Source organism: Bifidobacterium longum subsp. infantis ATCC 15697 = JCM 1222 = DSM 20088, assembly GCF_000269965.1.
In the GTDB taxonomy this organism is placed as follows: domain Bacteria; phylum Actinomycetota; class Actinomycetes; order Actinomycetales; family Bifidobacteriaceae; genus Bifidobacterium; species Bifidobacterium infantis.
The window spans coordinates 1,080,825-1,103,710 of the sequence record NC_017219.1; the positions used below are offsets into that span (position 1 = coordinate 1,080,825).

Genomic DNA, 22,886 nt, shown 5'->3' on the forward strand with positions numbered 1-22,886 from the left:
ATTCTCTCTAGCTCCCCTCTCTGAGGGGAGCTAAGTTATAAGAGTTTACGGGTGGAAGGTTGGATGCTCAAACGTCCAACCTTCCACGCCCATAGACCTCATAATAGAGGCCATTTCATAGCATCTATTTCACACTTAATTGATCTCATCGAGAGATGAGTCAACCCACCTGCTTTTTGTTATTGGTTGATGGAGATTTGATAAATAGGCGCATAATTATTACACCAACTGCACTTATCGAACCAACGATCCACCATCCTATCATGGAAAATGAAGAGCATAATGGTGTAGTAATATAAGGATATAAAATACCGAAAGCGCCGTCGATAAAATTACTTGACGCTTCGTATTCTCCTTGCTTTCCTTGACGACGTAAAGCGTATGATACCGTCCAAGCCGCGCCATTCATAGCAATTTCAGTCAACGCTAGCAGAGCAGTGATGACACAAAAAACGAAAATAGCAGCAATTTCGTATCCATATTGAGATAGGAATAAAGAGACCGGAACCAATACTACTGCGAGTGACTGGATTAAAGCAGCACATTCGTAATCCTTAACACCTTCCAAGAAGGTTGCATTTTTACGCGTTAAAACGGTATGCAATATCGTGCCGGTGAGATTTACCATTGCCTTATGAACTCCAACTAAAACTGTTGGAAATGCAGTGAACTTTACCAGCCATACTGGCATGCCAGTATTAAATGCGTACAAAGCCAATACGGGAATATTCATCAGGATACAGGTCATGATGAACCGGGAATCACGCATAGCACCTTGAGCATTAAGATGCAGCATTTTGAAATTGATATTACGAATAGAGTTAAAAGATTTACGTAACCAATAAAATGCATTGCGAACAGATTTATTCTCTGAATGATCACGGATCCTAGGCAGTCGTAAAGCGCTTACCGACACTAAAAAACTGCTTATAGCATTTACAGCAATGGCAACGATGTACCAAGAACGCGTATTCCCCGACAATGCAAGCAAAGAACCAATCGTACCAAGAATCGTGCCAAGATAACCGTATGACGCAGTAACTGATCGTGTTGTAGCAATATCGTCGGACGGTGTATACCGTACTATCAAAATGCTTCTAGCCGGATGATAGAATGAAGATGATAATCCGGACATCGCAAGTAAAATTGTGATCGCTGCAGGATCAGTAATAAAGCATAACAAAGCCATGCACATGCCGAAGCAAATATTAGATGCACAAATAACAGATCGTGGTTCCAAACGATCGGTAATCGTACCGCAGCATGCAGAGCCGATCATCATTCCCGCAGCCATTGCACATCCGCTCACGGTTAGCCATAACGTACTAAATTTCAAAATGCCAGTAACATATACCGACCACGTCGATACCATTGCAACGGAACCTATGTTATTGAGCAGTGTATTGAAACACATAATACGTAATGCTGAATCCAACTCCGTAATACGCACGATGGCGATCTTATGTAAAAGATTATTTAGATATACCATAAAAATGATTCTAAAACTCAAGAAATCGGATGAGGCATATTTGATGTTTGATTTAACGATGTCGTAAACATATTGCATTCATCACGGACCCCAAACATTAGTGGAATACAGTGCTCCGAATAAGTACACCCTTCATGCTTGCATAGATAAGAAAATTACGTTACTTGCATCTCGCATTGTGAAGGTTAAGTCATCACAAACTACATAGTCACGCAAAGCCAGCACTCCTGACGAGCTGGAACAAACACCGGAGAACAAACCCGATAATGGCCGAGATCGGCCTGCCTGACCCCGAATACAGCGAACCCAACAACTTCATGGTCAAACTTGTCCTGCGCAACAACATTCGGCAGTGCGTACCCTACCTCAACGACACTGAGGGCATGACCATCAGGAAGGTCATTGCGGAGCTCGGGTACCCGTCCGAGGGGGCGCTGGTGAAATGGGTTCGCGAGGATCCGCGCGACGCGGGCTGCACGCCGACGAGCGTGTACCAGTGGATGCACCGCTACCACAGCGAGGGGATACTGGGCCTGATGAACGCAAGAAACGCGCCGATGCCCGCTGAACCGATGCCCGGGTCCGGCGGAGACGGCGTGGAGGGGCTGCGCCGGCAGGTGGAGGCCCTGCGGTTGGAGAATGCGGTGATGAGGGAGACGATCAATGTTTTATTCCTCGCCAAGTCATATCCCCACCTATACTGAAACGCATGACTGTGAAGAGCACTGCTGAACTGCGTCCGTGGTCGTATCGCCAGAACGCGCTGGTCAAATCGTTGATCACGATTGCGGCGGGCGTGGCTTCCGCCTTTGTGGGCACGTTCGCCCACCGTATGGGTGCAGAACTGAGTGTTCCGTATGGTCTGGTGCTGGCATTTCTGCTGATCGGCCTATCGACATGGTGCGCCCGTTCGCGCATGGGCGCGGTCGGACTGGCCCTGCACCTCATCGCCTCCTCGCTGACCGCATGGGGCATGGCACTGACCACCACATCCGGCAAAGCGCTCATCGTCGCCGGATTCCAAGGCGACATGCCGTTCTTCTCCCAGCATGCCGGCTACATCTGGCTGTACGGCCTGATACTGGTCCAAGTCGTCCTGCTCATTCTTCCCGCCCGCTGGTTCGTTATTCCCACTCATTCTGAATCGCGCGCGTAACTATATATGGCGGCACATTTCCGGGAATGCGTCGCGTATCGGCGGGCGTAGGGGATTACGGCCGCTACCATAGAACCTTATGGCACGCATGAAACTGTTTTACTTGGGCCCGGAAGGCACCTTCACCCATCAGGCGGCAATGACGGCCGCCGACCAGTTCGCCACACTCGGCGACTTCGACCTCACCGCCCTACCCGACGTGCCCGCGATCATGCAGGCCGTACAGTCGCGCCAAGGCTGGGGCGTCATCGCATGGGAAAACAACGTCGAAGGCTATGTGGTCCCGAATCTCGACGCGCTGATCGACGCCCCCGACGTGGCCGGCTTCGCCCGGATCAGTGTGGACGTGGCCTTCAACGCCTTCACCGTGCGCGGCCACAGCATCTGCGATTGCACCGGCAACCCCGTCAGCGCCCACCCGCACGGCCTGGCCCAATGCACCCGGTTCATCGCCGAACACCATTTGCAGCCCGAACCCGCATCCTCCAACGCCGCCGCCTGCCGCGACCTGAAGCCTGGCCGCGTGGCGCTCGGCCCCAGCATCTGCGGCGAACTCTACGATCTCGACACCCTCGCCGAACATGTGCAGGATTTCGATGGCGCGCACACCGAATTCCTTGTCATCGCCCCGCGTGATGTGGTCCAGGAATTCAACGCCCGCGCCCACCGCAATGACGCCGGCGACTTCGAAACCATCATCACCTTCATCCCGCTGGTCACCGGCCCTGGCGTGCTCGCCGACCTGCTGGACGTCCTGCGTGATGCGGGGCTGAACATGACCAGCTTCATCTCGCGCCCGATCAAAGGCCACGACGGAACCTACAGCTTCATCGCCACCCTTGACGCTGCCCCCTGGGAGCCAAGATTCCGCACCGCACTGGAAGAGATCGCCGGACACGGCGACTGGGCAAAAACCTTGGCCGTCTACCCGCGCCGCGAACGCCCGAACCCGCCGGTCGACGCCTGGATGCTGCCCGAGGGCGGCGTCCACATCACCAATCGCGCGTCGGAAGGCTGGCAGTACGCCGAGGGAGCAAGGAAGGAACTGCTGTGGTAGACACAGTCGGAATCGTCGGACTCGGATTGATTGGCGGCTCGCTCGCACGCCGCCTGACCGAGCGCGGCGTACGCGTCATCGCGTGGAACCATCGCTCGCACCCCTACGCCCAGGCCGAAGCCGATGGCATTTTCTGCAAGAGCACGCTCTCCGAACTCATGGATGCCGAGCCGGATGTGGTCGTGCTGTGCAATCCGCTCAAGGCGATGCCCTCAATCCTCGCCGCCCTAGCCCCGCTTATGGGCGACCATCCGAACACCACGCTCACCGACGTGGGCTCAGTCAAGGGCATGGTCCGCGATCAGGTCAAGGCTGCCGCGCTGGGGAAGTGCTACGTCGGTGCCCATCCGATGGCCGGCAACGAACTGTCCGGCTGGCAGGCCGCCGACCCGCATCTGTACGACGGGGCCCTATGGGCCATCACCGTGGACGAGTCCACGGACTACCGCCGCTTCCTCGACGTCGCCGCGATGATTACCAAGGACGTCGGCAACCGCGTCATCGTCGTGGACGACGAGACGCATGACAAGGCCGCGGCGATGATCTCCCACATGCCGCATGTGGTGTCCACCGCGCTGATCAACGAACTGGTCGCCAACCCGGACCGCAACATCGCCGCCGCACTGGCTGCCGGCTGCTGGAGGGACATGACCCGCGTGTCCCTGACCGACCCGGACCGCACGCGCGCGATGGTCGAGGAAGACTCGCTGAACGTCGAAGTGCTGCTGCGCCGCATGGCGGCACGTCTGACCGATATGGCCGACCAACTGCACGCTGGTGCCGACGGCGAGCAGGATGTGATGGGATTCTTCGCCGAAGGCGACCCCTTCCGCCGGTACAAGGCCGCCGTGACGCGAGCCGGCATCACCGCTGCACAAGCTGGTACGGCCACCGCGCAGCAAGCCGGCACAACTGCCGCCGGATTCCCGGAACGCGAGCTCGCCGTCCCCGAAGCCGGCTGGCAGCAGACCTTGCTGTTCTCCGCACGCCGGGGAGAAGCCATCACCGGTTTCATCCATCCGCGTCAGGCCATCGTCCAACTGCGCCCCGCCATGTAACTGCGCCCCGCCATGTAACTGCGCCCCGCCATGCAGCCCGTGTGCAGGTTCCCCTCGCCGCCCGTCACGAAGAAGGCTGCGCGAGGGGGATGAAGTTCCCGCTTGTTTTCGTGAGAAGACCGTGTGGCTCCGCTGTTCGAAAGACCCAAAGGAGTAAGGTAGTCTGTACCGTTTTTCGGGAAACGCATAGAAGTTGATGCGGCGGATGGTTAAGGGGATGATGACGTATGACGTTACCAAGGCAGATTCCGGCCGGTGCCCGCGTGGTGGTGCGCATCACCGACGGCATTGACCCGGTCGACCACCGTATGAAGTTCCGCGACTATGTGGGGCATGTGGTTTCCTGGGATGGATACACGTTGGAGATGGTGCGTGACGCCGCCGCCAATGGTTCGCGCCCGGCCCAGAACGTGACCATCCATCAGGAACAGATCGCCACATTGAAACCCGTGCCGGAGCGGCGTAACACGCCACCCCGGCCGTAACCCAAGGCCATAAAGAATTCGGAGGAGAACGAGAGTGTCATCTACGCAGTTCGACGGCGATATCGACTCCTTCGTCTCCTATCTGAAGTCCAACCGCGGCCTGTCAGCGAATACGCTCAAAGCGTATCGCGCGGATCTCACGGCATGCCTGCACCTGTTCGAGCTGCGCGGCGTGACCGATCTGAACGAGATCACGCTGGATGATCTGCGCAGCTGGATGGCGGTGGAATCGCGCGATCACGCCCGCAGCAGCATGGCCCGCAAAACCGTGGCCGTGCGCGGGTTCTTCGCGTGGGCCTATGAGCATGGGCTGACCGCCACCGACCCGGCCGCCACACTGATGACTCCCTCGATTCCCAGCACGCTGCCCGCGGTGCTCACCGAATCCCAGGCCGAGCAATTATTGGATGTCGCTGAACATGCCGTTGCAACAAACCAGTACAAGGACGATGGGGGAGCGGCAGCCGCGTCCGGCAGCGGCAAGGCAGCTGGCAAGACAGCTGATAAGTCGGCCGATACCGTAAACCGCAGTGAGGCACCCGCCCGTGCAGACAAGCGCGACAACGCCCGAGTCACCGCCGAATCGCAGCGCAACGCCGCGATTCTCGAACTGCTGTATGCCACCGGCATCCGTGTCGCCGAACTGGTGTCGATGGATATCGCCGACATCGACTTCTCCAATCGCACCATCAAAGTCACCGGCAAAGGCAACAAGCAACGCGTGGTGCCGTTCGGACTACCCGCCCAGCGTGCGCTGGAGACTTGGCTGGAACAGGGGCGGCCGGTACTGGCCCGTACGGCAACGGATGCAGTCAAGTCCCGTGCTGCCAACGCCCTGTTCCTCGGCGCACGAGGCGGCCGTATCGACCAACGCATAGCCCGTGACATCGTGCACAGAGCGGCCCGAGAGGCCGGCGTGCCGGACATCAGCCCCCATGCGTTGCGTCATTCCGCCGCCACGCACATACTGGACGGCGGTGCCGATTTGAGGGAGGTGCAGGAGATGCTCGGGCATTCCTCCTTGAAAACTACACAACGCTATACGCACGTCTCCATCGAGCAGCTCAAGAACCGTTACGGACAGGCCTTTCCGCGGGCATGACCACTATGTGGACATTGGTTAACAAACTCAGCAAAGACTGAACCTAGCCGGCAAGAACCCCTGAATTTTACATGGGTGTAACAAAAAATACACTGCTTGTCTCCCAAGTGCGCAAAAATGACAGGTAATCAGCAACGGGGTTGGATTGTTCGAGACATCGTGAGATGCAAGTCTCACGGTGACGGGGAATCCAGCCCCGTTCGCATGAGGCGGGGCTGAGACGTCCTGCAACCTAATGAATAGGAGAAATCATATGAAGAAGAAAGCTCTTGCTTTCGCTGCCATGGCTTGCTCCGTGGCCATGCTGCTGAGCGCCTGCGGCGGCTCCAACAGCAACGCTGCCTCCGGTAACACCGCTGGCTCCAACATCATCACTGCGTACAACTCCGAAGCGCAGAACCCGCTGATCCCGGGCAACACCAACGAAACCGGCGGCAGCAAGCCGGTCGGTCTGCTGTTCTCCCAACTGGTCTCCTTCGACAAGGATGGCAAGGCTTCCAACGAAGTGGCTGAGTCCATCACCCCGAACGCTGACGCCACCCAGTACACCATCAAGCTGAAGTCCGGCTGGAAGTTCACCGACGGCACTCCGGTAACCGCTGAGTCCTTCACCAAGGCCTGGTCCTACGTGGCCAACGCCAAGAACGCCCAGAAGTGCTCCTCCTTCTTCTCCGCCATCGCCGGCTATGACGATCTGCAGAAGGATGGCCTCAAGGGTGACGAGCAGCTCTCCGGCCTCAAGGTCGTGGACGACACCACCTTCACCGTTGACCTGAACCAGTCCGACTCCGTGTTCCCGATTAAGGTCGGCTACCCGGCCTTTGCCCCGCTGCCGGAATCCTTCTACAAGGACCCGAAGGCCTTCGGCGAGGCTCCTGTGGGCAACGGCCCGTACAAGTTCTCCAAGTGGGACCACAACAAGGAAATCGCCCTCGTCAAGAACCCTGACTACAAGGGCAACGAGGACGTCAAGAACGACGGCGTGACCTTCAAGGTCTACACCGACGACTCCGCCGCCTACCGCGACATTCAGGCCGGCAACCTCGACGTGATGGAATCCGTCCCGGCCGCCTTCACCAAGACCTTCAAGACCGACAAGAAGGTCCAGGCTTACTCCGAGGCCGGCTCCGTCATCCAGACCTTCACCATCCCGTCCTCCCTTGACCACTTCAAGAACGACGAGGAAGGCCAGCTGCGTCGTCAGGCCATCTCCATGGCCATCAACCGTGACCAGCTCATCGACAAGGTGCTCAACGGCAACGCCACCGCCGCCACCGAGTTCACCTCCCCGAAGACCCCGGGCTACTCCGACTCCCTCAAGGGTGCCGACAACCTGAAGTTCAACGCCTCCAAGGCCAAGGAACTGTGGGCCAAGGCTGACGCCATCTCCAAGTACGACGGCCAGCTCACCTTCTCCTACAACGCCGATGGTGGTGCCAAGCCGATTTACGACGCCGTCGTGAACCAGCTCAAGAACAACTTGGGCATCGACGCGGCCACCAACCCGATCCCGACCTTCCAGGAATTCCGTGACGCGATCACCAACCGTCAGATGAAGGGCGCCTTCCGTACCGGCTGGCAGCCTGACTACCCGTCCGCCGAGAACTACCTGTGGCAGCTGTACTCCACCGCTGCTGCTGATGGTAACGGCTCCAACGATGGTGACTACAAGAACCCGGCCTTCGATGACCTGTGCAAGCAGGCTGCTGCCGCTTCCAGCACTGATGACGCCAACAAGCTGTACCAGCAGGCTGAGGAAATCCTTCTCAACGACCTTCCGGCCATCCCGCTGTACTACTCCAACGCCTCCGGTGTGGCTTCCCTCAACGTGAAGTCCGGCTACGCCTTCGATTGGCAGAACCTCCCGACCTACACCGAGATGTCCAAGAAGTGAGTCTGACTCACTGAACGGATACCGTTAGGTAGTTCGGAAATAAAGGGCGAGGATCGCAAGATCCCCGCCCTTTTTGTTGTGTGAGGGGTGCTTGCTCACGCCATCGGGAACCAAGTTAAAGTATCCACTATCCGACCGCAACCATGGGCATATCCACCAACATTGCCCAATCTCAAACCTTGCGTTAACGCAAATTTACATATCACAGTCCGGGCATGCGGTAAACTGTCGGAGTATTTATCGACCGGCGGGGGCGTACTATACCCTTTCTGGCCGGTCTAGGAAATAAGGAGCAACCGTATGGGTAAGTATCTTCTGCGACGCATTCTGCAGATGATCCCCGTGGTTCTCGGTACGACACTTCTGGTCTATGCCCTTGTCTTCGCCCTGCCGGGCGACCCCGTCAAGGCCATGTTCGGAGACAAGCCCGTCAATGAGGCCGTCGCAGCCCAGATCCGCGCAGAATACCATCTCGACCAGCCGTTCATCGTTCAGTACTTCATCTACCTGAAGAATGCACTGACCCTGAACTTCGGCGATACCTTCGCCGGACAGCCTGTTCTCGACGAAATCGCCCGCGCCTTCCCGGTCACCATCCGGCTCGGCCTGATGGCGTTCGTGTTCGAGGCGATCTTCGGCGTGGTCTTCGGCATCATCTCGGGCCTCAAGAAGGGCAAGTGGTACGACACCGTCATCCTGATCGTCTCCCTGCTGCTTATTTCCGTGCCGACCTTCGTCACCGGCTTCGTCATGCAGTATGTCTTTGGTATTCAGTGGACGATATTGCCGGTGACGGCAGGCGCAGACCCGGGCTTCATCGACCTGCTCATGCCGGCCATGGTGCTCGGATCGGTGTCGATGGCCTACATCATTCGATTGACTCGCTCCGAAATCTCCTCCAACATCGCCGAGGATTACGTGCGCACCGCACGTGCCAAAGGTATGTCGAACGGTCAGGTCATGCTGCGCCACGTACTGCGCAACTCCCTGATTCCGGTCGTCACCTACCTTGGTCAGGACATCGGCGCCCTGATGGGTGGTGCCATGATCACCGAGCAGATCTTCAACATCCACGGCATCGGCTTCCTCACCTACCAGTCCATTCTGAAGGGCGAGGCTAACCTGGTGGTGTCCATCGTCACGTTGCTCATGCTGATCTTCGTGGTGTGCAACCTCGTCGTCGACCTGCTGTACGCGGCCCTCGATCCGCGTATCCGTTACGCGTGAGCCGGGAGGAGTGAGCGATAATGGCAAACGAAACCACTGAGAACGAACTCAACGAGACCGGCGAACCGGGAACCGAATACTTCATGGAAACCCTGCCTGGTCAAGACCGCTACGTGGCTCCAATCGAGGAGACCCCGTTGCAGGACATCGATTCCGTCGACGAATCTGCTCCGGCCACCAGCATGTGGGCCGACGCATGGCGCACCCTGCGCCGCAACCCGCTGTTCATCATCTCCGGGCTGCTGATTCTCTTCATCATCGTGGTGGCCATCGCCCCCGGGCTGTTCACCAAGCAGGACCCGAACGCTTGCGATCTGGGCAACTCCCTGAGCCCCTCCACCGCCGGCCACCCCTTCGGCTTCGACCTGCAAGGCTGCGACGTGTACACCCGCGTGATCTACGGCACGCGCACCTCGCTGTCCGTCGGCGTGCTCTCCACGCTGCTGGTCGTGATCGTCGGTACCCTGATCGGCGCCGTCGCCGGCTTCTTCGGCGGCTGGATTGATGCAGTGCTGAGCCGTATCACCGACATCTTCTTCGCGCTGCCTATGCTGCTTGGCGCCATCGTGGTGCTTCAGATGTTCAAGACCTCCAAGTCCATCTGGAAGATCGTGCTGGTGCTGACGCTCTTCGGCTGGGTCGGCGTATGCCGTATCGCCCGAAGCGCCGTGCTGGAATCGAAGAACCTCGAATTCAACACCGCTTCCACGGCCCTCGGCTCCACGCCTGCCAGAAACCTGTTCCGTCACATCTTGCCGAACTCCCTGGCCCCGATCATCGTCATCGCCACCACCTCGCTGGCCTCCTACATCGTGGCCGAAGCCACGCTGAGCTTCCTCGGCGTCGGCCTGCCCACCACCACGGTGAGCTGGGGCGGCGACATCTCCAGCGCGCAGACCAACCTGCAGACCGATCCGATGGTGCTGTTCTACCCGTCCGCCGCACTGGCCATCACCGTGCTTGCGTTCATCATGATGGGCGACGCCGTCAAGGACGCCCTCGACCCGAAGAGCCGAACGGCCTGAGCAAGGGGAGTGGAGAAAGACAATGACTGACAATACCAACGCCACGATGCTGGCCATGCAGAAAGAACATGGCCCGCTGCTGGAAGTCCGGAACCTGGCCATCGACTTCACCACCGACACCGGCAAGCCGGTGCATGCGGTGCGAGACGCCAACTTCACCGTCTATCCCGGCCAGTGGGTGGCCATCGTGGGTGAATCCGGATCCGGCAAATCCACCTCCGCCATGGCTGTGCTGGGTCTGCTGCCCGGCACCGGTCACGTGGTCAACGGCTCCATCAAGCTCGACGGCGAGGAAATCGCCGGCGCCAAGCAGAGCGAGTTCGACAAGCTGCGCGGCACCAAGATGGGTCTCGTGCCTCAGGACCCGATGAGCAACCTCAACCCGGTGTGGCGTATCGGCACCCAGGTCAAGGAGGCGCTGAAGGCCAACAACATGGACGTGGACCATGAGAAGCGCTCCGCCCTCGCCAAGGCTCTGGCCGGCGACGAGGTCGAAGTCAAGGGCAACGACGACGAGACCTTCCTCGGCGCCAAGGAACTGCCCGAGCTCATGACCGAGGCCAAGAAGGCTTTGACCGAAGCCGGCGTGTCCGGCGAGGACTTCGACAAGGTCGTCGCCCGCTTCACCAACGAATGGGTTCCGGGCTCCGAAACCCGTTGGCGCGTGGCCGACGACCTCATCAAGGCCGGCGTGGCCGATGATCAGGCTTGGTACCTGGCCAAGAAATACGTCATCGGCTCCACGATGGAAGACCGCATCGCGGGCCTCCTGTCGGAGGCCGGACTGCCCGATGCGGCCACCCGCGCCCGCCAGTTCCCGCACGAATTCTCGGGCGGCATGCGCCAGCGCGCCCTCATCGCCATAGGCCTGGCCTGCAGACCCGACCTACTGATCGCTGACGAGCCGACCTCCGCCCTCGACGTGACCGTGCAGAAGCGCATCCTCGACCACCTGCACATGCTCACCGACTCGTTGGGCACCGCCGTGCTGTTCATCACCCATGATCTGGGTCTCGCCGCCGAGCGCGCCCAGCACATTGTCGTGATGTACAAGGGACAGGTCGTCGAATCCGGACCGTCCCTGGAAGTGCTCCAGCACCCGCAGCACCCGTACACCAAGCGACTCGTGGCCGCCGCCCCGTCGCTGGCCTCCCAGCGCATCTTCTCCGCCAAGGAGCGCGGTGAGAACGCGGACGCCCTGCTCGATCACCACATCGCCGGCGAAAGCACGCTTGAGAAGAGCGAGCACATCATCACCGTCGACCACTTGACCAAGGAATTCAAGCTGCCCCGCAAGAAGGAGATGTTCAAGGCCGTCGACGACGTGTCCTTCTCCGTCAAGCGCGGCACCACCCTGGCCATCGTGGGCGAATCCGGTTCCGGCAAGTCCACCGTGGCGAACATGGTGCTTCACCTCCTGAAGCCCACTTCCGGCAAGGTGTTCTACGAAGGCCGCGACACCTCCACGTTCAAGGCCAAGGATCTGCTCGGTTTCCGCCGCCACGTGCAGCCGGTGTTCCAGAACCCCTACGGTTCGCTCGACCCGATGTACTCCATCTTCCGTTCCATCGAGGAGCCGCTGCGCATCCACAAGATCGGCGATTCCAAGTGGCGAGCCAACCGTGTCAAGGAACTGCTGGACATGGTCGAGATGCCGGCTTCCGTGATGGGCCGTTACCCGAACGAGCTTTCCGGCGGCCAGCGTCAGCGCATCGCCATCGCGCGAGCCATGGCCCTGGACCCGGACGTGATCGTGTGCGATGAGGCCGTGTCCGCCCTCGATGTGCTGGTGCAGGATCAGGTGCTGCGCCTGCTCAACGACCTGCAGGCCGAGAAGGGTCTGAGCTACCTGTTCATCACCCATGATCTGGCCGTGGTCCGCCAGATCGCCGACGAGGTTGTGGTGATGCAGCACGGCAAGCTCGTGGAGCACGCCACCACCGACGAGGTCTTCGACCACCCGCAGAAGCAGTACACCCGAGACCTGCTCGACGCCATCCCCGGCGGCAAGCTCCAACTCGGTCTGGACTGATAATCTGCGTTTGAGCGCATTGTATTGGGTTCTTTCCATCCGTGGAAAGAACCCAATATTCGTATGTGCAGGTTTGCATGATGGTTCGCGTGGGACGAAAACGCAAAAATTGGTGTTTTCCCGATGTTGTCCCACAATTTGTGGGACAACATCAACATCAATCGATAGACATGAGTGTTGTCCCACAGCAGATTTCTCACGAAGCCCGGAATTACGCCATTCTTAGTGTGGTCGATAATTACTCATGATGCGGGGTGTGGGACGGCCCGCGAAAATCGTCGATTTTCGGATGTTGTCCCACGGAATACGTCATACCTCGTATGTGATCGTGAGTGGGGCGTGATCGGACCAGCGTTTGTCATACGTGGGAGCCTTGTCGATGACGAATCCGCGTGCGGTCTCCGCCAACTCGGGCGTGGCGAACTGGTAGTCGATTCTCCAGCCGACATTGTTGTCGAAAGCGCGCCCTCGTTGGCTCCACCAGGTGTATGGCCCCTGAATGTCGCCGGCCAACGAACGCATCACATCCACGAACTCGTATTCGTCCAGCCATTTGTCCACGTAGGCACGTTCTTCGGGCAGAAATCCGGCGTGCTTCTCATTGGCCTTGGCGTTCTTGATATCAAGCGGCGTGTGCGCGATGTTGAAATCGCCGCAGAGCACGGCCTGTTTGCCGCCATGCGCAGCCTCGTCCCGCAACGCTCCCATGCGCTTCAGCATCGTGTCCAGAAAACGGTACTTCTGTTCCATTTTGGTCGGATCGTCAGTGTTGCCGGCATGCACATATACGGATGCCACGGTGATCGCGTAGCCTTCAGGCGTTTTGACATCGGTTTCGATCCAACGCCCTGAATCCACATCCTCGCTCAGACCTGGCAGACCATATCGCTTGTCAAGCACTTCCAAGTCGGTGAGCAGTCCGACTCCCGCGCGGCCTTTCACCCGGCAGACCTCGTTCATGGCATGGAGGTTGGCCGGTGCCTCGATCTTGCCGGCGGTGGCGTATTCGAAACCAAATTCATCGAAAATAGAATCGACATCGTCTTGAGGCGCGCGAACCTCCTGTATGCACCAGACATCCGGCGCATGCTTGCCGGCCCAATCCTCGATGCCCTTGCGTTTGGCCGCACGAATGCCGTTGACGTTAGACGTGGTAATGGTGATGGTCATGCGGCCATACTATTTTGGCCTCCCTACGAATCGAACCGGACATCGGCGGCCGCGATGCTCAGCTTTCTCTAAGCCTGAGTGCTAGTGTTAGCAAGGTTGCAACCGTTATACGAAACGAGGAATCATGGGACTGTTCGGATTCGGCAAGAAGAAGAGCAAGAAGGAAGCCGAGCCGGCCGTTGAGCCTGTCGATGAAGACAAGGTGGCCGCCGAGGCCGCAAACGCCGCAGCAAAGGCGGAAAGCGCTGAAACCGTATTGGCGGAGCCATCCAGCGAATACCAGGGCCGCGGAGAAGAGCGAGGCCCGTGGGACGTCAATGATGAGGACGTGCCCGATTATGACGATTATCTGGATCTCGGTGCCTACTACCTGCCCTTCCTCCAGGGCATTCAGCTGCGTATCAAGGCCAACCGCGCCACCCAGCAAGTGCTTGGCTCCACCATCACCTTCGGCTCCTCCAGCCTGGAGATCGAAGCCTTTGCCGCACCCAAGACCCTGGGACTGTGGGACGACGTTCGCGGTGACCTGCTTGAAGCCAACAAGGCCTCTTCTGAAGTGGACGGTGTGTTCGGCACCGAGCTGAAGCTGCCGGTCAATGTCAAGGGCGGCAAGACCGTGAACACGCGCATCGTTGGTGTGGACGGCCCGCGCTGGATGCTGCGTGGCATCTTCTCCGGCAAGGCTGCTATCGATCCGGACAGCCCGGAGACCGAGGCGCTGAACAAGTTCTTCGCCGGCATCGTCGTCGAGCGTGGCGAGGAGCCTTTGGCGCCGCGCGATCTGATCCCGATGCATCCGCCGGTCGCCCCCGTCGAGCGCAAGGCCGCGGCCGAAGCCGGCGAGCAGAACGGCAAGGAACACTTCAAGGACATTCCGGACAACAAGCCGAAGGGTCCGCTGAGCCAGGACCAGCAGACCGAAGTGAAGACCACGCTGTCTCGCGGCCCGATGTTCTCCGAAGTTCGCTGATCTATAGGAAGAGACTTGGCAAACAACAAACGCACCGGTTTGTCCGCGCTGGCCGACGCCGGCAATGACGGCGGGGACTTCTCCGTCATTGATGCCATCGGCGGCCCTCGCGGCGTCATCGAATCCATGCTGCCTGGCGTGGTGTTCGTCGTACTGTTCGTGGCCACGAGCAATCTGAATCTCACCATTGCGGTTTCGGCCGTGTTGGCGGTATTGCAGGTTATTGTGCGACTGATTCAGCGCCAGTCGGTAATGGGCGCGGTCTCTGGTCTGGTGGCGGTAGGCATCTGCCTGATTTGGGCATGGCAGACTCATGAGGCCCGCAATTACTACATCTTCGGATTCATTACCAATGCCGGCTATGCCGCGTTGCTTGCCGTGTCGCTGATTGCGCGCGTGCCCGGACTGGGTTTGGTCGTCGAATTCATCCGTAGCCTGCCCACCGAGCATTTCAAGGCATGGTTCCATGACTGGATGGACGACAAGGCCCTGAAACGCGCCTATATGATTGTCACCGGCCTGTGGGTCGGTCTGTTCCTGCTGCGGCTGGTGGTGCAGGTGCCGCTGTATCTGACCAACCATGTGGCTGCACTCGGCGTGACCCGCCTGCTCATGGGCATTCCGTTCTGGGCATTGGCGATTTGGGTGAGTTACCTCATTATTGCCACGCCGATGCACCGGCATAAGGTCGCGGCTAAGAAGATACAGACTGAAGTCGCTGTTGATGCCGAATCCGAGGCAAACAATGCCGAACTCGAACCGAGCGCAACCGGAAAGGACGATGATGCAAGCTGAAGTTCGTATCGAACGATACGCCGACCAAGGCCGCTGCGTGGCCCATATCGACGGTCGTGTGGTGTTCGTCCGCTTCGCCTTGCCCGACGAACTCGTACGAGTCGAGCTTGACGAGCCCCACGACCGGGACGACCGGTTCTGGACCGGCGAAGTCGTCGAGGTTCTCGAGCCGTCTGAAGACCGAGTCACCCCGGCATGGCCACTTGCCGGTCCCTTGGCGATGGGCGGGGGAGTGGGCGGCGCGGATCTCGTGCACGTCTCTTTGCCCGGCCAGCTCAAGTGGAAGGCCATCACCGTCTCCGAACAGATGAGCCGACTCGGCCATATCGACGTGGCCGTTCCCATCGAGCGCATGCCCGGCGACAAGGAAGCCGGCGGCCTCAATTGGCGTACCCGCATCGAAATGATTGCCGACGACAACGGCATGCCATCCATGCGCCGGCGCGGCACACACAACCGCGTGGCCATCGACACCATGCCGCTTGCCACGCGCACGCTGCTGGACGTCGCCAAGCGCGAACACGTGTGGGAGGGCGGCTTTGAACCCGGCTCCCAGATTCGTCTTTCCGTGCCCGAACCGCGCGGCGAGATCGTCGATACCGCGGCAGCAGACGACAATTACGCCGTACTTGTGGACGGCGAACTGCGCGCCGGCTCCCAGCTGCTCACCGAACAGGTGACTATCAACGGCACGACCTTCGACTATCAGGTTGACGTCAACGGTTTCTGGCAAGTGCATCGCCAAGCGCCGATCGCCCTCGGTACGCACGTGATCAACCTGGTCAACGGGCAGCTGCAGTCAGCGGCGGACGCCGTAATCTGGGATCTGTATTCCGGTTCCGGCCTGTTCACCCTGCCGCTGGCCACAATGACCGGTGAACGCACCCGCATGCTCAGCGTTGAAGGCGCGCGTGTGGCCGTCAAGAACGCTCAGCGCAACCTGCGCGCCATGAACCTGAACGATGTGGACGCCCGCGCGGGTGACGTTTCGCGCACGCTGGACCATGTGCCGGCGCATCTGGCCAAACCGAATGTCGTAGTGCTTGATCCGCCGCGTGCCGGTGCTCGTGCCAAGGTCTGCCGCCAGATTGCCGCGGCCGGCGCATCCAGCGTGGTCTACATCGCCTGCGATCCCACCAGCCTCGCACGCGACACCGCGATACTCATCGGCGAAGGCTACGAACTCAAAGACATCCGTGCCTTTGACATCTACCCGATGACCCACCACGTCGAGACGGTGGCACTGTTTACCCGCTGACAGGTGAGCATATGACACGACGAATTCTCGGATTGCTGGCCTGCATGGCGGCTGTGTTGTCCCTAGCTGCCTGCACGCCGGCCGGTAGGGCGGTCGGCGATACCCAAGACAGCATGCCGGAAGTCGCCCACGATTCCACACATCCCACGGATGTCACAGTCGGCTTTGTGGGCTCGACTGATACCGCCGCAGACAAGTCCGCCATCAATGCGCTGTCTGATGACAAACTCAATGTCTACTATGCCTCGCTCGAAACATCCGCGAGCTCGGCAAACGCAACTGATGGCGTATCCGGTGAAACCGAATCTTCTGACGCCGGCAATACCAACGAAGACGGTGCCGATAGTACGGATGCTCATACTGGCGTCGACAAGAATGCGGCCACCGCACAGCAGGGTGTTGCCGATTTCGTGGCTCGCGCGGTCAAAATCGTGATTATCAGCGGCATCGACGTTACCGACGCCAACCGGGAGAGCTGGAACCAGACGTTGACCAATGCGCGTGAAGCCGGTATTCCAGTCGCTTTCATTGATCCAAAGCATGCGCCCGAAGATGGACTGCTGTACGCCGTCATCCTTCACCTCAACACCGGCAGTGCCGATTCTGGCGACACTGCCGATACCAAGCCAATGGCTATTACTGACGCCGTGCTCACCATCACGCGCGACGAACCCCACGAACGCGAGATCAAAGTCACCGTCTCCTGAGCCGAATCAGCCCCTTGAAGCTGAGAAAGCACCCTGAATCATCCCTGAGCCTTAGTGGATTGCGAAACAAGACGCGGTAAGCTGGGGAATATGAGTGCAACAACAGCCGTGGAAATGCCTGAGATCGGAGCGACCGGTCTTACCCCCAAAGAAGTGGCGCAACGAATCGAAAGCGGCCAGTCGAACGCGGTGAAAACCTCCACGTCCCGCTCGGTGCGGGACATCGTACGGGCCAACGTGTTCACGTTGTTCAACGGCATCATCTGCGCCGCCATGGCGCTGGTGCTCGTCACCGGTTCCTGGAGGGACGCGGTGTTCGGTTTCGTCATCATCATCAACACGGGCATCGGCATCGTCACCGAACTCAGGGCCAAGCGCACGTTGGATAAGCTTTCCATCCTTGTGGCCTCCGAATTCCTCGTGCATCGTGATGGCAAGGATGTCGAGGTATCTCATAACGAAATCGTGCTTGACGACTTGTTATGGATTCGTGCCGGCGAACAGGTGCCGGCCGACGGGCAGATCATCCAGACCTGGGGACTGGAACTCGACGAATCCATGCTCACCGGCGAATCTCGTACCGTGCGCCACCAGGCGGGGGAGCAGGTGTATTCCGGTGCCACCGCGGTCTCCGGCATGGCATTGGTCAAGGTCAATGCGGTCGGCAGCCATTCCTACGCCGCCACGCTCACCGCGCAGGCCAAGGTGTACAAGAAGACCGTGTCCGACCTGAACAAGGGCATCAACACGATTCTGAAATTCATGACGTTCCTGGTGGTACCGCTGTGCATTCTGCTGATTCTTTCGCAGATTCATACGGTCGGCGGTTGGGGCACGGCACTCTCCACCGGCGAATGGCGGCAAGCCGTGGTTTCCGCGGTCGCCGGCGTAGTAGGCATGATTCCCGAAGGCTTGGTGCTGCTGACTTCGCTGAACTTCGCGGTGGCCGCCATGCGTCTCGCCCGTCACAATACGCTGGTGCAGGAGCTTGAATCCGTGGAGACACTGGCTCGCGTGGACGCGCTGAACCTCGACAAGACGGGCACGATCACCGATGGCGGTATCGCCTTCAACCGGCTCGTGATGCTCGATTCCGCCAATGCGGCTGCGGAACAGGCAGCCACGCAGGCCCTCTACGACTGCTGCAACGAGGAACAACCCAACGGCACCGGGCAGGCCGTGCTCGCCGGGCTCAAGGCCCAAGGCCATGGCCCCGGACAGGTCGCATCCCGTGTGCCGTTCTCCTCATCGCGTAAATGGAGCGCGGTGCGCCGCCCGGACGCCGGATCGTCGGCGGCCACGGGCCGTGAGGGGAACGAGACATGGTACATGGGGGCGCCCGAAGTCATCGTCGCCGCGCTCGACGGCGATTACTCCGATGTGCTGCGGCAGGTCAACGACTACGCCGACGACGGGAACCGCGTATTGCTGATCGCCCGATACGACGGTCCCGACGATCCGCTTCACACCGGCCGTTCCCCGCAGACGGCCTCGTCCGCCAAGCCCGGTGAATCCGACGGGCCTCGGCTGGAGGCGCAGGCCAGGCCGGTGGCGCTTGTGCTGTGCTCGGAAAGGATCCGCCCGGATGCCGCGCGGACGCTGGCCTGGTTCCGCGAACAGGGAGTGCGTTGCCGTGTGATCTCCGGCGACAATCCGGTGACGGTCGGCGCCATCGCCCGCAAGGTCAGGCTCACCGGCGACCGCGAGCCTGTGGCGATGGACGCCCGCACGTTGCCCGAGGACGTGGACGAGTTGGCTCGCGTGCTTGAGAACGTCGATGTGCTGGGACGTGTGCTGCCCGCCCAGAAGCGGGCCATCGTGCAGGCGTTGCACACGCAGAACCACGTGGTGGCCATGACCGGCGACGGCGTCAACGACGCGCTCGCCATCAAGGAGGCTGACCTCGGCATCGCCATGGGCAACGCGGCACCCGCCACCAAGGCTGTGGCCCAGGTGGTGCTGGTGGATTCGAAGTTCTCGCACCTGCCGGACGTCGTGGCGCGGGGCCGTCAGGTCATGGCCAATATGGAGCGCGTGGCCAGCCTGTTCCTCGTCAAGACCGTATACTCCGCCCTGATTTCGCTCGGCGTAGTGCTGACGCAAATCCCATACCCATACCTGCCGCGCCATATCACGTATATCGGCGCCCTCACCATCGGCATGCCTGCGTTCATTCTGGCGCTCGCGCCGAACACGCGCCGCTATATTCCGGGATTCCTCAAGCGCGTGGTCACGTTCGCGCTGCCGGGCGGCATCGCCACTGCGCTGTCGGTGCTGCTGGCCGCTTGGGTGCTGCCGCCGGTCATGGGCTGGAACGTGACCGGCGATGCCGCGGACCTGTCCGCCCTGCGCGCCACCAGCGCCATCATCCTGTTCGCGATGGGCGTGTTCGTGCTGGCCCGCGTGGCCAGACCACTCAACGGTTGGCGTGGCGTGCTGGTGGCGGTGTTCGCGGCGGCGGGCGTGATCGGCGCGTTCGTCCCGTTCGTGGCGAACTTCTTCGCTCTGATTCTGCCGACCGGCGCCACGATGGTGGCCACGCTGATCGCGTTGGCCGGTTCCGCGCTGATCTTCGCGCTGTGCCTGTGGCTGGCGCCGCTCGTGCGCGGACTGACGGGCAAGCTCTCGCGTCGGCATTGAGACGGCGGCGCGATTGTCTCATACTTCAAGCCGACACGCCAGAGCCTCGGTAACGTGCCCGTACCATGTGTAGCGGATAATCAGCGGCATCATAAGCCGATTCATGATTTCGGAGGAAGCATGTCCTTACGCGACGACCAGCTGGCTACCCTCAAGGCAGCCGGCAAGGACTTCGATTACTACAACATCGCCAATCTCGACGGCATCGATCATCTGCCATACTCGCTGAAGGTACTGGTCGAGAATCTGGTGCGCAACATCGACGGTGCCAACATCACCGACGAGCACGTCAAGACCCTGCTCGACTGGGATCCGAACGCCGAACCCAGCCACGAAATCCAGTTCACGCCGTCCCGCGTGATCATGCAGGACTTCACCGGCGTGCCCTGCATCGTGGACCTCGCCACCATGCGTGACGCGGTCAAGGACCTCGGCGGCGACCCGGAGGTCATCAACCCGCAGGTCCAGTCCGATATGGTCATCGACCACTCCGTGCAGATCGACAAGTACGGCATCGCCGACGCGGTCCAGCAAAACATGGACATCGAGTACCAGCGCAACGGCGAACGCTACCAGTTCCTGCGCTGGGGTCAGCAGGCATTCAAGAACTTCCGCGTGGTGCCGCCGGGAACCGGCATTATCCACCAGGTCAACATCGAATACTTGGCCAAGGTGGTCATGAGCAAGGCCGAGGCCAACGGCAACACGCTCGCCTACCTCGACTCCTGCGTGGGCACCGACTCGCACACCACCACCGAAAATGGTCTGGGCGTGCTCGGCTGGGGCGTCGGCGGCATTGAAGCCGAGGCCGCCATGCTCGGCCAGCCGATCTCCATGCTCGTGCCGTGCGTGGTCGGCTTCAAGCTCACCGGCTCCATCCCGGAGGGCGTTACCGCCACCGATGTGGTCCTGACCATCACCGACATGCTCCGCAAGCACGGCGTGGTCGGTAAGTTCGTGGAATTCTACGGCGAAGGCATCGCCTCCGTGCCGCTGGCCAACCGCGCCACCATCGGCAACATGGGCCCCGAGTTCGGCTCCACCTGCGGCATCTTCCCGATTGACAATGTCACGCTCGACTACCTGCGCCTGACCGGCCGCTCCGAAGAGCAGGTCGCCCTGGTCGAAGCCTACGCCAAGGCCAACAAGCTGTGGGGCGACGCTTCCGACCCGGATTACGTGGAACCGCAGTACTCCGAATACGAGGAACTCGACCTCGGTACCGTGGTGCCGTCCATCGCTGGCCCGAAGCGCCCGCAGGACCGCATTCTGCTGTCCGAAGCCAAGAGCATGTTCGAGAAGACCGCCCCCGCCTACGAGACCGAGAAGACCGTCAAGGATCCGGTGGCCGTGTCCACCGACTTCCGTGGCGATTTCGACATCGAAAACGGCGACGTGGCCATCGCCTCGATCACCTCATGCACCAACACCTCCAACCCGTCCGTGATGATCGCCGCCGGCCTGATCGCCCGCAACGCACATGCCAAGGGCCTTAAGCCCAAGCCCTGGGTCAAGACCTCGCTGGCTCCCGGCTCGCAGGTCGTGGCCGACTACCTGAAGGCCGCGGGGCTGCAGGACGACCTCGATGCACTCGGCTACCAGCTCGTCGGCTTCGGCTGCGCCACCTGCATCGGCAACTCCGGCCCGCTGCTGCCCGAGATTTCCGAGGCGATCAACGCCAACGACCTGACCGTCACCGCCGTGCTTTCCGGCAACCGCAACTTCGAAGGCCGCATCAGCCCGGACGTCAAGATGAACTACCTGGCCTCCCCGCCGCTGGTCATCGCCTACGCGCTCGCCGGCACGATGGACTTCGACTTCGAGACCCAGCCGCTCGGCACCGACGCGGACGGCAACGACGTGTACTTGAAGGACATCTGGCCCACCAACTCCGAGGTGGCCGCCGTGGTCGACGGCAGCGTGAGCCGCGAGATGTTCCTCAAGGACTACGCCTCCGTGTTCGACGGCGACCACCGCTGGAAGGGCCTCGACGTGCCGGAAGGCGAGCTGTTCGCGTGGAACGACAAGTCCACCTATGTGCGCAAGCAGACCTTCTTCGACGGCATGAAGGCCACGCCGGACCCGGTCGCCGATATCCACGGCGCCCGTGTGCTGGCCCTCCTGGGCGACTCGGTCACCACCGACCACATCTCCCCGGCAGGCGCGTTCAAGGCCTCCAGCCCGGCCGGCAAGTACCTGACCGAGCGCGGCGTGGAGCCGAAGAACTTCAACTCTTACGGTTCTCGCCGAGGCAACCACGAGATCATGGTGCGCGGCACGTTCGGCAACATCCGTCTGCGCAACCAGCTGCTCGCCTCCGTGGGCGAGGAGGTGACGCCTGGCGGCTTCACCTACGACTTCCTCGCCAAGAAGCCGACCACGATCTTCGAAGCCTCCCGCGACTACATCGACAACAAGGTGCCGCTCGTGGTGCTCGCCGGCAAGGAATACGGCACCGGCTCCTCGCGCGACTGGGCCGCCAAGGGCACGGTGATGCTCGGCGTCAAGGCCGTGATCACCGAAAGCTTCGAGCGCATCCACCGCTCCAACCTGATCGGCATGGGCGTGCTGCCGCTGCAGTTCCCGGCAGGCGAATCCTATGAGTCCCTGGGCCTCAACGGCACCGAGACCTACGATATCGCCGGCGTCGAGAAGCTCAACGAGGGCGTGACCCCCAAGACGGTCCACGTCACCGCCACCCACGAGGACGGCTCCAAGACCGAGTTCGACGCGGTGGTCCGCATCGACACGCCCGGTGAGGCCGACTACTACCGTAACGGCGGCATCCTCCAGTACGTGCTGCGCAACCTCATGAAGTAAC

17 protein-coding genes and 1 pseudogene are annotated in these 22,886 nt (G+C 60.4%); 16 read left to right on the top strand and 2 right to left on the bottom strand.

Annotated features, from left to right (window positions below; genetic code table 11):
- Nucleotides 1-160 precede the first annotated feature (160 nt).
- A complete protein-coding gene (locus BLIJ_RS13500; RefSeq protein WP_012577282.1) occupies nt 161-1,567 on the bottom strand; it encodes an MFS transporter in 1,407 nt (468 codons plus the stop codon).
- Between the two features lie 239 nt (nt 1,568-1,806).
- Here BLIJ_RS13500 and BLIJ_RS04645 point away from each other — a divergent pair.
- From BLIJ_RS04645 to BLIJ_RS04690, 10 genes and pseudogenes are all read left to right on the top strand, one after another.
- Nucleotides 1,807-2,160, top strand: a pseudogene (locus BLIJ_RS04645) (helix-turn-helix domain-containing protein); the annotation flags it as partial.
- A gap of 38 nt (nt 2,161-2,198) precedes the next feature.
- Nucleotides 2,199-2,645, top strand: a complete 447-nt coding sequence (locus BLIJ_RS04650; RefSeq protein WP_012577284.1) for a hypothetical protein — start codon at nt 2,199-2,201, stop codon at nt 2,643-2,645.
- Between the two features lie 79 nt (nt 2,646-2,724).
- Nucleotides 2,725-3,702, top strand: a complete 978-nt coding sequence (locus BLIJ_RS04655; RefSeq protein ID WP_012577285.1) for a prephenate dehydratase — start codon at nt 2,725-2,727, stop codon at nt 3,700-3,702.
- Complete coding sequence (locus tag BLIJ_RS04660) at nt 3,696-4,760, top strand: prephenate dehydrogenase (RefSeq protein ID WP_012577286.1); 1,065 nt, start codon at nt 3,696-3,698, stop codon at nt 4,758-4,760. The genes BLIJ_RS04655 and BLIJ_RS04660 overlap by 7 nt, the downstream gene beginning before the upstream one ends.
- Nucleotides 4,761-4,987: 227 nt before the next feature.
- Nucleotides 4,988-5,245, top strand: coding sequence for a DUF6725 family protein (locus BLIJ_RS04665; protein WP_007052610.1), 258 nt, complete (start codon nt 4,988-4,990; stop codon nt 5,243-5,245).
- A gap of 34 nt (nt 5,246-5,279) precedes the next feature.
- Complete coding sequence (locus BLIJ_RS04670) at nt 5,280-6,347, top strand: tyrosine recombinase XerC (protein WP_012577287.1); 1,068 nt, start codon at nt 5,280-5,282, stop codon at nt 6,345-6,347.
- Between the two features lie 253 nt (nt 6,348-6,600).
- Complete coding sequence (locus tag BLIJ_RS04675; RefSeq protein ID WP_012577288.1) at nt 6,601-8,241, top strand: peptide ABC transporter substrate-binding protein; 1,641 nt, start codon at nt 6,601-6,603, stop codon at nt 8,239-8,241.
- A gap of 300 nt (nt 8,242-8,541) precedes the next feature.
- Nucleotides 8,542-9,468: an ABC transporter permease gene (locus tag BLIJ_RS04680; RefSeq protein WP_012577289.1), complete on the top strand. Its 927-nt coding sequence runs from the start codon at nt 8,542-8,544 to the stop codon at nt 9,466-9,468.
- Nucleotides 9,469-9,488: 20 nt separating this feature from the next.
- Nucleotides 9,489-10,493: an ABC transporter permease gene (locus BLIJ_RS04685; RefSeq protein WP_012577290.1), complete on the top strand. Its 1,005-nt coding sequence runs from the start codon at nt 9,489-9,491 to the stop codon at nt 10,491-10,493.
- 22 nt (nt 10,494-10,515) lie between these two features.
- Nucleotides 10,516-12,525 carry a dipeptide ABC transporter ATP-binding protein gene (locus BLIJ_RS04690; protein ID WP_012577291.1) on the top strand — a complete coding sequence of 670 codons (2,010 nt, stop codon included), beginning with the start codon at nt 10,516-10,518 and terminating at the stop codon, nt 12,523-12,525.
- A 309-nt stretch (nt 12,526-12,834) separates the two neighbouring features.
- Here the strand turns inward: BLIJ_RS04690 and BLIJ_RS04695 are convergent, their stop codons facing one another.
- The gene (locus tag BLIJ_RS04695) at nt 12,835-13,695 is read right to left on the bottom strand and encodes an exodeoxyribonuclease III (RefSeq protein ID WP_012577292.1); all 861 of its coding nucleotides are present in this window, start codon (nt 13,693-13,695) and stop codon (nt 12,835-12,837) included.
- Nucleotides 13,696-13,819: 124 nt separating this feature from the next.
- Between BLIJ_RS04695 and BLIJ_RS04700 the strand changes: the two genes are divergently transcribed.
- The 6 genes from BLIJ_RS04700 (at nt 13,820) to acnA (ending at nt 22,885) form a co-directional block, all read left to right on the top strand.
- Nucleotides 13,820-14,665 carry a DUF3710 domain-containing protein gene (locus tag BLIJ_RS04700; protein WP_012577293.1) on the top strand — a complete coding sequence of 282 codons (846 nt, stop codon included), beginning with the start codon at nt 13,820-13,822 and terminating at the stop codon, nt 14,663-14,665.
- Nucleotides 14,666-14,680: 15 nt separating this feature from the next.
- Nucleotides 14,681-15,460, top strand: coding sequence for a DUF3159 domain-containing protein (locus tag BLIJ_RS04705; RefSeq protein ID WP_012577294.1), 780 nt, complete (start codon nt 14,681-14,683; stop codon nt 15,458-15,460).
- Nucleotides 15,450-16,718 (top strand): class I SAM-dependent RNA methyltransferase, encoded by a 1,269-nt coding sequence (locus tag BLIJ_RS04710; RefSeq protein WP_012577295.1) that lies wholly within the window; start codon nt 15,450-15,452, stop codon nt 16,716-16,718. The genes BLIJ_RS04705 and BLIJ_RS04710 overlap by 11 nt, the downstream gene beginning before the upstream one ends.
- Before the next feature lie 11 nt (nt 16,719-16,729).
- The gene (locus tag BLIJ_RS04715) at nt 16,730-17,425 is read left to right on the top strand and encodes a type 1 periplasmic-binding domain-containing protein (protein ID WP_012577296.1); all 696 of its coding nucleotides are present in this window, start codon (nt 16,730-16,732) and stop codon (nt 17,423-17,425) included.
- A 90-nt stretch (nt 17,426-17,515) separates the two neighbouring features.
- Nucleotides 17,516-20,065, top strand: coding sequence for an HAD-IC family P-type ATPase (locus BLIJ_RS04720; RefSeq protein ID WP_012577297.1), 2,550 nt, complete (start codon nt 17,516-17,518; stop codon nt 20,063-20,065).
- Nucleotides 20,066-20,185: 120 nt separating this feature from the next.
- On the top strand, nt 20,186-22,885 hold the full coding sequence (gene acnA / locus BLIJ_RS04725) for an aconitate hydratase AcnA (protein ID WP_012577298.1): 2,700 nt from the start codon (nt 20,186-20,188) through the stop codon (nt 22,883-22,885).
- The last annotated feature ends 1 nt before the right edge of the window (nt 22,886 follow it).